Genomic DNA, 14603 nt, shown 5'->3' on the forward strand with positions numbered 1-14603 from the left:
TAATCATAGCTGGTTTCAGGCATTAATTAAACGAAAGGGAAATTTTTGGCGTTTCTTTGTCTTTTCCTTGCTTTTTGCAATCACATATATGGTAAGGTCGGGTATATTCCGAAGCCAAGGATCAAACATGGATAATGCTGAATGTTGTCCGGTTAGCAGATAAGCATTCCTGAAATAATCAGCATGTCCAGAATCATGCAATTGATGCGTATTTACCAATATATCCTCCTCACGAATCACTACAATTACTTTTAAACATAAATTTGATAGTTGAAGCATCTCAATACTTTCTTTAGTGATCGCTAGTGCCCCAAGATCAGCAATGGCGAGACCAGCCCTTACCATAAACTCTTTTTTTGGTAATATTCTCAATAATGCATATGATTTACGGACTTCTGCCCTTTCCTTCCATTTGAGCCTGATTGGAATGCCACCTAAACGGTTTGAAATGAAATAGTCGTTAGCCTTATAAAAAACCTTTGCACCCGATTCTTCCAGCACATCTGTAAGCAGTGATAAAGGATCTCTGGTTTTTAAAATTTCCTGAAGTCCGGGAACTTGATAAATATTGCTGATTTTTGGTTTACGAACTGCTAATCGGGCAAATTGAGATATGTTCATTGTTTTATTTTTGATACAGATTAGTAGGTTAATTTGCTAGTAGATTGTGTAGTTCCATCCCCTAAAGATTTTATTCATCTCATAAACCTTAAGATCTGATTTTGAGAGACTTTTGGACCAAGGAACCCTTCCTCCTCCATCGGCTCCTGGGCCGCTGTTTTGATATTCTCTATAGTATGCTGTACGTTCCTTATTAGGAAATTCAGCATCTCCCGGCCAGGGATGCCAACCTTCTGCAGTAATGTGTGCGCCCATTTTGGTACGAATGAAAACAGTCCTTGCGTATGGCCTCCATGGTCTTCCAAGATAAACTTTGCCAACACCAGCTTTAGCGATCAGTTCGCAATCAAAAAAAACGAAGCCATAAGGCTGTTGAGGTGTTGTAGATGCGGCAGTGATATACGAATTGGCCAAACTTTCGATTACGCAGTGCTGAAAAACAGCAGTTGCTTCCCCAAAAATAAAATCCGTTGTTCCAGCTATCAGGCAGGACTTGAAATAATTCCGGCCATCTTTCGAGCAGTAAAGTGTATCCTGATTACCCAATATATTACAGCTGATGGCTCTGAAACGATCTGCTTCTATGGCCAGTGCAACAGCTTGACCTACTTTGCCTGCAGTATTTTCAATGGTCAGGTTTTCAAGCGTACAGTCATTTCCCTGAATCAGAACTGTATATGAAGTATAAGTACTATATTTCGAATTGCCCGTAAAATCCTTCGTTGGAAAATCCTTTCCCGAATAATCATCCCCAGTAATAATAGTTCTATCTTTATTTGCTCCCAGAATACGGATATTTTTCTTCCATGCAGGAATAACCAATTTTTCGTGGTATATACCATCAGAAACCTTAATGGTCACTTTTCCTTGCAAATGATCTCTAACAGAATTAACCGCCGATTGGATGGTTTGGAAATCTGCAGTACCATCTTTGGCAACGGTAATTATTTTTTCAATTGATAGCGCTTCAACACGATTGTTTGCAACTACAACCAACAGGATGAAGAAAAATAAAATTGATATATACTTCATGTAAAATTTGATATCAGGTTAGCACCATTTCTTCAGAATATTTTTTTTTATTGGTAGATCAAACTTATGAGTATTGCATTGAGTGCTTTTTTGGATGCAAATAAACTGTGCAGGTTTTAGTAATATTCTTCATTCAGATTAACTTCATCAGCAACGCTTGTTACTTAAGGCTTTTATAGATGCATAGTCTGGTATTCATATCTGAGAATAGATTGCACCTAAAAATAATTTTTAAGGTACAATCAATCCTAGTAAATTAATAGGCAACGCAATTTAGTATCCGTAATCCTGTTTAAGATTTGGGTTTAAATCCATAATGCTTCTATGTATTGGGAGAACCTCGGAATGGTTGGATTGGAATGTCCTACCCAATTTTTCAATAGCTCCACCAGCTGTAATGGTTAAATTCTGTCTCCAGTCTACACGAATGTAACCTGTCGGATTTGTGGTTGCATTATAGAGTGGTGCCGGAGCAACGGCTGGATCAGGAAGATAGTAACCAGTTCCCGGTAAAAATTCGAATTCTTCACCAACGTTTCTGTAATACAGGTAACGGGGATATCTGGTTGGTGTATTTACAATCGATGTCATTTCGGCTCTGGCCTGTGCTAATTTTGCACCCAATATATTCCAGCGAACCAAATCATATTTCCGTACACCTTCACCGCCCAATTCCCACGATCTTTCCTGTACAATCGCATTGAAAAATGCTGTTTTAGAAGTAGGCGTTGTGCCTACTTTTCCAGGCGAAGAGGTAAATGCCCGCCTGCGTACATCTTCAAAGGCCTTAATTGCCGATGCATCTGGTGAACCATTAATTTCATTTACGGCCTCTGCGTACATTAACAAAACATCCGAATAGCGTAACATGATCCAGTTGATACCTAAAGTCTGTGTTGCACCTGCAATAATCGGGCGCCAATCACGGCGGTACTTACCATCGTTCATTTCCGTAATGCGAGCTGGGCTTTTTAGGTTGTTCGCATCGATGTTATAATGTGCAATAGTCACTTCTTTTCTAGGATCAGCAACATCAAATGAATAATAATAGCTGGCTGTTGGATTCAAAGCGCCACCTGCCGGGCCATAACGTGATCCATCAGCTATTCTGGTTCCGCTTGCCCTGCCCAATTTACTGTCATAGTTGGCATTACCACCAGCCTGAGCAACTTCGAGCATTCTTTCGCCATAAACATTATCAAGAGTAAGTTCATTTGCCTTTTTAAATACATCGTAATAACTTGGGTTTAGTGCATGCTGACCAGATTTCATCACGGTATCACACTCATCGCGGGCCATAGTGTAATACTTCAAATAATCTGGAAGGCGCTCCATAACCTTCGACACCCTTCTTAATTGAAAGCCTCCTCTAAATAGTGCAATCCTTGCTCTCATGCCCCTGGCAGCGCCTTGTGTAATGCGCTCATCAGAAGTGGTTTCTTTTCTCCAGGGCAACAGGCGTTCAGCAATTAGAATATCACCTAATATCTGATCATAAATTACCTCACTATTGGTTTTACTGAGATTAAAATCCATTCCTGAAACAGACGGTTCCAACTGCAATGGCACATCGCCCCAGTTTTTAACCAGATCGAAGTAATAAATAGATCTTAACATCAATGCTTCAGCGTATAATCTGCGAAGCTCTTTTTTATCGGAGGCTGATCCAGAATTATAAGCCACCATTTGAGGGATATATTTGATGCACAGATTTGCCCTTTCTATACCTTGATAACCCCGAATAAAAGTAGCCGAAAGTTCACTGTTACCAGCATCAGCACTATAACGGGCAAGGCCTCTGGCCCCAGCATCTACATCGCCACTTCTGGAAAATTCATCCGTATCGTTTACAAAAACCAATGATTGCCTTTGCCCATAACCATCATCACCAGCTAAAAGTTGGTAGATGCCCATAACCGCAGAGTTTGCGCTGGATACATTACTGAAGATATCATCAGGTGAAAAAGCAGATTCAGGTTTTACCTCTAAAAACTTTTTACACGAAGTGATACCTAATACCCCAGCCATTATTATGGCTCCAAAAGTAATTAATTTGATATTTTTTAATTTCATGGTCAGAAATTTAATGTTAAAATGTTAAGTTAAGTCCAACGAGTATAGTCCTTGATCTTGGATAAGCAGAATAATCTACTCCTGGTGTTAGACCACCATTTGTACGCGTGTTTACCTCTGGATCAAATCCTGAATAACCTGTAATGGTTGCCAGATTGTTCACTGTTGCATAGAAACGAAGGCTTGAGAGCTTAATTTTCTTGGCAAAATCTGTTGGAAGCGTATAACCTAAAGTGATGTTGTTAATTCTTAAAAATGAACCGTCTTCTACTGCCCAATCTGTAAATAAATTGCTGTTTTCATATGGTCGCCAGGTGGTTGCATTGGCATTGTAAGCTTCTAGTTTTGCTGGATCATTGTATATGGATACACCATTCTGATCAATTGTTGTAAATCTGCCATTCACAGATTCTAATAAATTTACGCCACGTAGTCTGGAGTTGGTTAATTCAATTTTATTGGCATTATAAATATCGTTACCCACACTAAAATTGACGAAAACACTCATATCCCAATTTTTATAAGAGAACTGCTGATTTAGCCCGCCAATAAATTTAGGCACCGCATTTCCAATTACTGTCCTATCTTCATCAGTATGAATCGCCGGACTTCCATCAGGATTTTTGATCGACCCTCCCAGATCCAGCAATTTCATTGTCCCAGGTTGTATGGTACTTCTGGTTACACCGAAAAATGAGGCAATTTCTGGCTTCAATGTATATGCTCGGGTGGTTGGATTATAATTGAAATCACTTACTTTATAAAAACCATCAGAACGGTATCCATACATTTGACCCAAAGGCTTACCCACTTCAACCAAATAATCATTTCCAGTATTGGCATCCCAGCCCGAAGCGTAACCCTTGCTTGTTATTCCATCATTAAGTTTCTCTACTCTGTTCCTGTTAAAAGACATATTGTAACTTGCAGAGTAACTAAAGTTTTTGGTTTGTACGATTAAACCACTTAACTGAAATTCAATACCACGGTTTGAAGTTGCCGCGATATTTTGTGTTTGCTGCGTATAACCCGAAGTTTGCGGAATTGGATTTTGCAATAATAAATCTTTAGTGCTGTTGTAATAAACATCAGTTGTAAATTGAACCCGATTGTTAAAAAAACTCAAATCTAAACCCAAATTCCGAGATATGGTTGTTTCCCATTTCACATTCGGATTAGCCAGCTGACTTGGAACCACGCCAGGTACAAGTTGCTCATTTAAACCATAATAAGTGCTCGAAGAATACAAAGGAAGATAACTGAAATCGTTTATTCGATTGTTACCCGTTGAACCGTAACTCAGTCTTAATTTGGCATCAGAAACAATCGGCTTGATAGATTGTGCAAATTTTTCATCAATAATTCTCCATGCAAATGCCCCGGATGGGAAGAATCCCCAACGTTGGCATTCCATAAATTTCGAACTTCCATCACCCCTTGCAGTTAACGTTAATAAATATTTTTTATCAAAGCCATAGTTCACTCTCCCGAAAAACGAGAATGTTCTGGCCATTACGTTATTGGTGGTGGGACGTGGTTGCGCCTGCCCGGCAGGTGGATTACCCAGATTCATATTGGATAGTGCTTTTTCAGCACTAATTCCAAGCGGAAAATACCTGGTTTCGGCATTAAACTGCTCGTTACGGGTTTGGTAAGATTCCTGACCGATCAATACATCAATATCATGATGCTTGTCTATGTTTTTCTTGCTGTAAGTAATTGTATTTGAGTTATTCAATGAATTTACCGTACCTGTTAAAATAGAGGCTATTGGCATAGCTGAATATAAAGAAGCCTGGCCTGTAATTTCTGAATAAAAATTATTGGTACGTGAGTTATTGTTATCATAACCAACCGTTACCCTTGCCGTAATATCCGGTGTTAAGGCATAACTTAAATAACCAGAGAGATTATAACGCTTGCCAAAAGTTTTTCGGTATACAGCAGTTGCGTTAATCACAGGATTTCTCAGATCAGATACGGCTAAATATTGAGCATCATAAAAATCAATATCACTGGGATTTTTACTATCAATGGGCCGGTAGGAAAGCGTATTCTTCAGGAAATTATCCCTTGCCAATCCCGGACTTGAAACGCCTGCACCATTAATTCGTTCATCAGTGTATCTCACTGTAAATCCGGATCTAAATTTTTTATTTGGTCTCAGTTCCATTTTAAAACCCAACAACTTACGGTCAAAATCAGAGTTAATCATTACCCCTTCCTGACCATTTGTGGTTAAACTTAAATTGTAACTTACCTTTTCATCACCACCATTTAAACTCAAATTATGGGTTTGTTGCAACGCAACTTTACCAAATACTTCGTTTTGCCAGTCGCGTCCCTTATCCCTATAAACTTCCAGGGTATCAAAAGGACCATAATTATTCACAAAAGACGTACTGTCAAGCACATTTCCACGGCTTCTTTCATACTGATATTTCAAATAATCGGTAGCATCTAAAACATCCAGCTTACCCAGTATTTTACTCGCTCCGACAAAGCCATTGTAACTTACAGTCATCTTGCCACGCTTACCTGATTTTGTCGTGATTAACACAACTCCATTAGCACCTCTGGCACCATAAATGGCCGTTGATGCCGCATCTTTTAATACATCTATTGATTCGATATCTTGTGGAGATAGCGCTCTTAATGCATTTTCTACCTGCACACCATCCACTATATACAGCGGAGAATTATCTTGCGTAATCGAGCTACCGCCCCTGATTCTAATCTGTACGTTTGTACCTGGAGCACCATCTGTAGCCGTTACCTGAACACCAGCGAGGCGACCAGCGAGCGCTTGCTCGGCAGAGTTAATTGGAATATCCTTAATCTGATCAGCCCGGAGTGAAGATACAGATCCAGTTAAAGCCTCCCGAGATACGGTTCCATAACCTACGTTTACAACTGTTACCTCCTGCAAGACATTTACATCCTCCTGAAGCGTAATTTTGGCCGTTAAACCATTTGCACCTATGCTTACTTCTTTCTTAATATATCCAACAAATTGCACAACCAATGTAGCATCACCAGCTGGAACTGTAATGGAAAATTTTCCATCGGCATCTGTATTTACTACTTTCGTAGTACCTTTTAAACTTACATTTGCGCCAACAATTGTCCCGCCCTTTTCATCGGCAATCTGGCCTTTTATAACGCGGTTCTGTGCATAACTAAAATGTGAAGTGCATAAAAACAGCATAACTATAATGTATATGTATTTCATAAAATAGAATTAGCAGTTTGAGAAAATTTGAAAATCAACAGTTGGATTAAGCTGAATGGTATGTAAGTTTTTGTTAGCCATGCTGACAATTGGCTGAAACTTGAAAACTCCTCAAGGAAGTTGCTTTGGTAATAATTCCTCATAAAATTAATTGGTTAGTTTTAGCAAAATTTTTAAATAAAAAATTTGCTGGTTAATAGTTTGTGTTAATTGGTTAGATCATCTATATCCTTATGCAACCGTTTGCATTAAAAGGCTCTAAAAGTTTTCGTTTTAAGTTTTTATTTCAAAAAAGTTTATTTTTTTAAAGTGGGTTGGCAATTATTATAAAGCTGTGTTGAATAGGTTACAGTCTAAATTTGTCTCAACTTTTTTTATTTGGTTAGCATGATTGGAAAATCCGTTTTAGTCACATTTATTCCTCATCTGATTTAACAAAAATATATTTAGTGATATAACTGATGGTTTAAAAAATGACCAAAGTGGTCTTTTAATTGTGCAATTCCCCCAATAAAACATTCCAGATGGCATTTATTACGATCTGATTTTATTGTGTATTGAATATGTAGGTTTTACCAGCTACTGTTTCAAAATCATAGAGACTAGTTTTAGGCACACTGATATCTTTCAATTTTGACTCATTCGAGATCTTCGGCAACTTAATTAAGTTTACCTGATAGAACTTATTGCTGTTTTCTCCTTTTGCATTTATTAAAGCCACGTTACCATTTAACCTTGTACCATCAGCAATCCTTAACCTGCAATTTCCCCCTATTTTGGATTTAATGGTAAGTTTTTTGAGCTTTCCCGACATCCATTCAATATCCAATTCAAATCCACCACGTGCTTGTAGTCCTTTAACAAATCCATTTTTAAGAGCATCTGGCAGGGCAGGTAATACGAAAATATTCCCATCATAGCTTTGGAGTAACATCTCTGCAATACCGGCGGTGCATCCAAAATTTCCGTCAATTTGAAAAGGTGGATGTGCATCAAACAGATTGGGATATGTTCCTCCTGATTGTCCTTTCGTTTCTATAGGTGCAGGACTCAGTTGATCGGCAATTAATTTATATGCTTTGTTGCCATCAAGCATTCGGGCCCACCAATTTACTTTCCATCCCATTGACCATCCGGTTGATTTATCTCCACGATAGATCAGCGAATTTTTAGCTGCTGCCAATAATTCCGGGTTTCTGAATGGTGAAATTTGTCCGGATGGATATAAGCCATAAAGATGAGAAATATGACGATGCTTGTCATCTGGGCGATCTAAATCCTGTAACCACTCTTGCAATTGATTGTGTTTCCCAATTTGCATGGGTGGCAATCTGGTTAATGCTACAGCAATGGAGTCGGCCAAAGGTTGATCAACCTTTAAAATTTTCGCGGAATTTATAATATTGTGAAAGGTATCAAATATCAATTGATTATCCATCGTGGTTCCGGCAGCTACACCAACACCTTTTTCATAAGTATTTTCTGGCGACATAGAGGGGGCCATAACGAGCCATCCCGTTTTAGGTTCTTCTTTTAAAACATCGAGGTAAAACAGGGCCGCACCTTTAAGTACAGGGTAATATTCCTTTAAAAATTTTTCATCCCCGCTAAAAAGATAATGTTGCCAAAGGTGCTGGGTTAGCCAGGCACCCCCCATTGGCCACATGCCATAAAAACCACCATCTACTATTCCTGTAATACGCCATAAATCAGTATTATGATGCATATTCCAGCCTCTGGCACGGTACATTTCATAAGCACTTTGCTTGCCAGTTTCCGATAAATCCTTCAACATGGTAAATAATGGCTGATGCATTTCAGACAAATTAGTAATTTCAGCAGGCCAGTAATTCATTTCTGTATTGATATTTACAGTATACTTGCTGTCCCAGGGTGGCGAATTTTTATCATTCCAAATTCCCTGTAAGTTAGCAGGCTGCCCCCCTGGTTGAGAGCAGGAAATTAACAGATATCTCCCGAATTGAAAGTATAAGGCAACCAGTTGCGGATCATAGTGAAAGCCAAATTCCTTTACCCTAACATCTGTTGTCTTTTTGGATTGCGGCGAATCGCCCAGATTGATTTCAACCCTGCTAAAAAATGATTTGTATTTATCCTTGTGAGCTATTAATGCTTTTGAATAATTAACCTTAATTGCCCTACTTAAGATTGATCGGGCTTTATTATCTGCATCCAGCGATAGATTTTTATAATTTTTAAAATTCGTACCAACTGAGATGTAAAGTGTAACCTCATCAGCATTGGTTATCGTCAACGTAGTTGAATCCTCCTTTAAACTTCCCCCTTTAAGCATAGGCTTTATCAAGGCCACAAACTTTACCTTTCCTTGCTTATTATCAACGCTACCGCTCCTGCCCGAAAGTTCCAGCAAACTACCCTCTTGACCGATATGGTGATCTTTTTGAATACTTGACATCCCAATACCAAAGCTTATACTTTTGGGTTTGCTGGCTGAAATCTTCATGATTATCACATCATCGGTGAAGGATGAAAAAACCTCACGGGTATAAGTTGTACCCATTACCTCATATTTCACTGTCGAAATTGCATTCGCAATATCCAATGACCTCTTGTAATTGGTATATTTTTCATGACCAGGAAAAGTTAGCCAGACATCGCCAACGGTTTGATAGGGCATTCCATAATTTAAGTTAGCGGGTGCCTGACGTGGAAACGTTTGATTGGATAGCGCTTGTGCCTCTGTATTCTTACCTTCAAATAATAGCTTTCGGATCTCATTAATCTGACTGAAAGTATTGACCGGGACGTTGTTGCCGGGTTCACCTGCCCAAACGGTTTCCTCGTTTAATTGCAAATGCTCCTGATCAGGCTTACCAAATGCCATTAACCCTAGTCGTCCATTACCCAGAGGCAAAGCTTCGTTCCAATTGGATGCTGGTTGGGTGTATTGCAGCTTTAATTGTTGTTGTGTAAATCCATCGAGCCAAAAGGCTATAAATACTAAAATGAATAATGATTTGGTACAGAAGGTTTTTAAATGCTCAATTCTCATAAAGTTCCGGATCAGCCTTAAAAATTATTATAAGCAGCTAACTACTTAAATAGTTGATAAGATTTTGGTTAGAAGTATAACCACAAAACTATCCGGAAAGAAATATAGAGGTGTTTAAAAAATGATCAAATCGGTCGAAGATTTAAGCAAAAAGAATCTTAACTGGTTTTAGAACGCAAATATTCTGATGGAGAGCATTTATATTTTTCCTTAAAGCAGGTGCTGAAATATTTAGCATTATTAAACCCAACAGTGTATGCAATTACCGAAATGCTGTTTTCTCCTGCATCTAGATATTGCTTAGCTCTTTGCAAGCGCATATCACGTACGAATTCAACTGGTGCAAGATCTGTTAAGCTCTTAAATTTCCGGTAAAATGTAGATCGGCCCATACCAATGGTTTCTGCTACCGAATCAATATTGAACTCCGTATTTTCCATATTGCGCTCCACAATATCGATTACCCTTTCCATAAAGATTTTATCCTTATCCGTAATCACTATGTTGGAAGGCTGAAGCAATGGAAGCTCCTTTTTTTCAACCAAATCAATAAATAATGATTTTCTTTGTTTGATTAAGCCTGCAATTGCTGCCATCAAAAGATCATTGTTGAAGGGCTTTGTTATATAATAATCGGCACCATACTGTAAACCTTCAATTTGATTCTCGACGGCATACTTGGCAGATAAAAGCACTACAGGAATATGACTTGTAGCCACGACTTTTTTTAGTTCAATAAGCATTTCAATACCACTCATCCGCGGCATCATTACATCACTCAATATTAAATCAGGCATTGTTCTTTGAGCCATTTGCAATCCCTCTAAACCATCGCTAGCTGTTTCCACATTATAGATCCGGCTAAGTTGTTGAGTTAAAAAGTGGCGTAAGTCTGTATTATCTTCAACCAATAATAGAGAAAAGGTTTTGGTGTTATTCTGATCTATAATTTCTTCTGTAAATTCAGGTTTCACCATAGCATGTACTGCCTCAGTGGCTATTAGCTCATCAATAAATTCGATATTTTCTCCGCTAAAATGATTCCTTCCCATTAACAAAGAAACCTTTACACTTAATCCTTTATCTGTATTCAAAAATGCGGAAATCTGTCCATGATGCAAGGTAATAATCTCTTTAGATAGCGCTAAACCAATACCCGATCCTTTTTGATTAACGTCATTATGATCATTAGTCTGATAATAAAGATTGAAAATTTCGTTTAGTTTATGATGCTCTACCCCTGTCCCCTGATCCTGGACCACAATGTAAACCTGATTCAAAGGAGTTTCAAATTCAATATTTACCTGAATAGACTTATTATCTGGTGTAAATTTGAAAGCATTAGATAAGAGGTTATAGATTACAATATCAAGTTTTTCTCTATCTGCCCAAATCATGATTTCAGGATAATCGCTATGAATTGATAAAGAAATATTTTTACTTACTGCCACTTCACTGAAATAAGCAAACACTTCTTTAATAAGAATCAGCAGATCAAAACGGGCAATTTTTAAATGGGCCTTTCCGCTTTCCATTTTGCGGAGATCCAATAACTGATTGATAAACCTGATCATCCGATTAGAATTTTTCTTGACAATTTCAATCTGATCAAAACCCTGCTGACTAAGCACTTCGTTACGTCCAATTTCATCTATTGGATTTAAAATCAAGGTTAATGGCGTTCTTAATTCATGAGAGATATTGGTAAAAAAATTGGATTTTAATTCGGCTAGTTTTTGGTCAATTGCTATTTTGTTTCTTAGTTTCAACATGGTAAGGGTAATACGCCTTGCCATTTCAATTGCTCCTACTAATAAAATCAAATAAATTAGATAAGCCCACCAAGTTTTCCAGGGTGGAGACGAGATTTCGATTTGAAATTGTTTATAAGGAACTTTAGTGTAAAGATCATTATTTAAGCTTTTTACTTCAAATACATAATTACCTGGCGGAAGGTTGGTATATGTTGCTCTACGCCGCTCTCTATTATTGGTCCAGTTTGTTTCGAAACCCCTTAAACGATAGGCATACAACTGTTTCACACCCTTTTTAGAGTCAAGTATGGCATAGTCAATACTGATAATGTTCTGATTATATTTTAATTTTAATGTGTTTAGGTAATTAACACCGGCGTTTATGATTCCGCTATCAGAAGGGAACTGATCGGTATTATTAACCTGAAGATTGGTGAATACCATCTTTGCAGTACTTTTTTGAATTTTGATGCTATCGGGGTGGAAGTAGATATAACCCCTGTTTGTACCAAAAACCAGAGCGTGATCGGAGAATCGCTGACTGGCAGATTCGGAAAACGTGACTTTAGGTAGTCCGTTGTGAAGACCAAAGTTTGTAAATTCTTCCTTTACAGGATTAAATTTTGACAAACCATTTTGGGTGGCTGCCCAAATAAATCCATGATGATCTTCAGTGCAACTTAACACATAATCATTCGGAAGACCATCCAGAGTAGTGTAATTTCTAAAATCAACTTTAACCAAGGGATTTGTAAAAAGCGCTTTATCTAAACCACCACCTGATGTACATAACCACATGATGTTTCGATGATCACGAAAAATAAACTGGATATCGTTATTGCCCAAACTATTTTTGGCACCCGGTATTTTACTGTAACTTGAATAGGTTCTACCTGATAATTTATCAGAACTAACTTCTTTTATTACCAAACCGTTCGTTGTGCCAATCCATACGTTACCTTTAGCATCAAATGCCATGCTTCTGATTTTGTCAAAGCCTTCGGAAGGATAACCCTTCAATCCGTTATTTTTATTTAAGAAAGTATAATTGCCATTCTGCTCTGTAGCTATATTCAAACCTTCATCAAATGTACCAACCCAAATTTTGCCATATTTATCTTCCAATAGGGAATAAATCTCATCACTGTTAAGCGAAAAAATGCCGGCATTACCTTTTTTGAAGTGGACTAATTCATAAGTTGTTTTTTCCTTATTTTTTGGTTTTGCTAAAAACAGCCCATTGGCTTTAGTACCCATCCAAATGTTACCTTTGCTATCATCCATGATGCAATAAACAGCTCCCAGATTTTTCTCTAGATTGCTAAATTTGATGGGTATTTTTACACCATTTTTGAGTACATAAAGATTTTTACTTTTCTGACCAAGCCATAAACGCTGGTTTTTATCAACCCAAAGACCCCGGACTTCATTATCAGATTTTTGAAGTGACTGTGCATTAGGAAACCGCTGCTTAAAATAGCCATCCTGCAGTATCAATTTATTTACCCCACGATCGATGGTACTGAACCAGATTACACCATTCTTTTCATTAAATAATGCTGTTATCCCGTTAGGCAAATTATCCAGAGATGGATTTTTGCTATTGGAAAATGCATTAAATATTGGCTTATTACCTTCAAAATAACCCAATCCTGCATTCTTCATACTTACCCATACCCTACCTTTGAAATCTTCAAACGCCCTGAAATAAGTGCCATTGTATGAATAGCCATCATCACTTACTGACGTGAACTTTTTGAACTTGCCTACTAACGGATTAAAACAAAATACCCCGGTATGTTCTGGCTCTATCCAAACCAACCCTCTATTATCTTCATACATCCAGGCCAGTTTTTCGCTTGCAATAAAACGGTTGAGCTGGAATTTTTCCTTTGTAAACTTAACATTTATCACTTCGCTGCCAGATGTGGTTGCATACACACCGTTTCCTGTTTTCGAGGCTAGTAAATTGTTGATTTTGTAATTCGTAATCTTCTGTTTAGATACCGATTGACTACTCTTATCATAAGAGATTAAGTTTCCACTTGAAGATCCAAAATAGATCTTGGTGCTACTTTCGGCATAGGTAAAAAAATTCTCAACATTAAAGATTTTTGAATCGAGCTTAACTTTATTAAATCCATCTTGCTTTTTATCCAAGCAGATTATACCTTTTGCTGTAGAAATCCAGATCTTATTTCCCCCTTCTTCTAAAAGAAAATTCAATTGATCGGATGGTAATTTAATTTTTGAATCTGAATTGCTGGTATAATGGAAATATTTATCTGGTTTTCGCGGATCAGGAATAACGATCAGCCCTTTATTTTTGGTAATTAACCATATTGCGCCGTTGAGCCCAACCTTTATTCGTGTGAATGATAACTTATTGCCCAGCTTGCTTTTAAATGGATAGAACTGTTCCTTTACTTTATCAAAACGATAAATCTGATTATCATAGGCTTTTATCCAGAGGTTATTGATATGGTCTTCTACAATCTGGTCAATTCTATCATTTTTTAAATGAGATAAATCGCCCGGAAATGAATTGAAGGAACGAAAATGATGACCATCAAAACGGTTAATTCCATTCCACGTTCCAATCCATATAAAACCCTCCCGATCTTTCATAAAAGTGGTTACCGCATCATGTGATAAACCATTTTCTGTTGAATAAAACTCACTTCTAAAATTAAGTTGGGCTTTGATCTGAGTGCCCATGAAAAGCCAAATGGTGACTAAACAGAAAAATTTTAAAAGGTGATTCATGTTCCTGGAAGGATCTGCTTTTTTTGGTTATACATCAAATCACCCAAAAATGAAATTTATTTCGGCGTGTGCCAGTAAAAGTACTGAATTA

At 37.7% G+C, this 14603-nt stretch carries 6 protein-coding genes; all 6 read right to left on the reverse strand.

Annotated features, from left to right (window positions below):
* Positions 1-15 precede the first annotated feature (15 nt).
* On the reverse strand, positions 16-621 hold the full coding sequence (locus LUA91_RS06840) for a hypothetical protein (protein WP_231425284.1): 606 nt from the start codon (positions 619-621) through the stop codon (positions 16-18).
* Between the two features lie 36 nt (positions 622-657).
* Positions 658-1653 (reverse strand): pectinesterase family protein, encoded by a 996-nt coding sequence (locus LUA91_RS06845; protein WP_231425285.1) that lies wholly within the window; start codon positions 1651-1653, stop codon positions 658-660.
* Positions 1654-1926: 273 nt separating this feature from the next.
* Positions 1927-3726, reverse strand: coding sequence for a RagB/SusD family nutrient uptake outer membrane protein (locus LUA91_RS06850; protein WP_231425286.1), 1800 nt, complete (start codon positions 3724-3726; stop codon positions 1927-1929).
* Positions 3727-3742: 16 nt separating this feature from the next.
* On the reverse strand, positions 3743-6958 hold the full coding sequence (locus LUA91_RS06855) for a TonB-dependent receptor (RefSeq protein WP_231425287.1): 3216 nt from the start codon (positions 6956-6958) through the stop codon (positions 3743-3745).
* A gap of 547 nt (positions 6959-7505) precedes the next feature.
* Entirely contained in the window at positions 7506-9992 is a 2487-nt protein-coding gene (locus tag LUA91_RS06860; protein WP_231425288.1) for a glycoside hydrolase N-terminal domain-containing protein, read from the reverse strand.
* Positions 9993-10150: 158 nt separating this feature from the next.
* Positions 10151-14464, reverse strand: coding sequence for a hybrid sensor histidine kinase/response regulator transcription factor (locus LUA91_RS06865; RefSeq protein WP_231425289.1), 4314 nt, complete (start codon positions 14462-14464; stop codon positions 10151-10153).
* Positions 14465-14603 lie beyond the last annotated feature (139 nt).

The sequence above is a fragment of the Pedobacter sp. Leaf250 genome, assembly GCF_920984735.1.
In the GTDB taxonomy this organism is placed as follows: Bacteria; Bacteroidota; Bacteroidia; order Sphingobacteriales; family Sphingobacteriaceae; genus Pedobacter.

Bases quoted from the DNA above. Each gene is read 5' to 3' on its own strand.
- LUA91_RS06850 (WP_231425286.1), bottom strand. From the start codon at position 3,726: ATGAAATTAAAAAATATCAAATTAATTACTTTTGGAGCCATAATAATG.
- LUA91_RS06855 (WP_231425287.1), bottom strand. From the start codon at position 6,958: ATGAAATACATATACATTATAGTTATGCTGTTTTTATGCACTTCACAT.
- LUA91_RS06860 (WP_231425288.1), bottom strand. From the start codon at position 9,992: ATGAGAATTGAGCATTTAAAAACCTTCTGTACCAAATCATTATTCATT.
- LUA91_RS06840 (WP_231425284.1), bottom strand. From the start codon at position 621: ATGAACATATCTCAATTTGCCCGATTAGCAGTTCGTAAACCAAAAATC.
- LUA91_RS06845 (WP_231425285.1), bottom strand. From the start codon at position 1,653: ATGAAGTATATATCAATTTTATTTTTCTTCATCCTGTTGGTTGTAGTT.
- LUA91_RS06865 (WP_231425289.1), bottom strand. From the start codon at position 14,464: ATGGGCACTCAGATCAAAGCCCAACTTAATTTTAGAAGTGAGTTTTAT.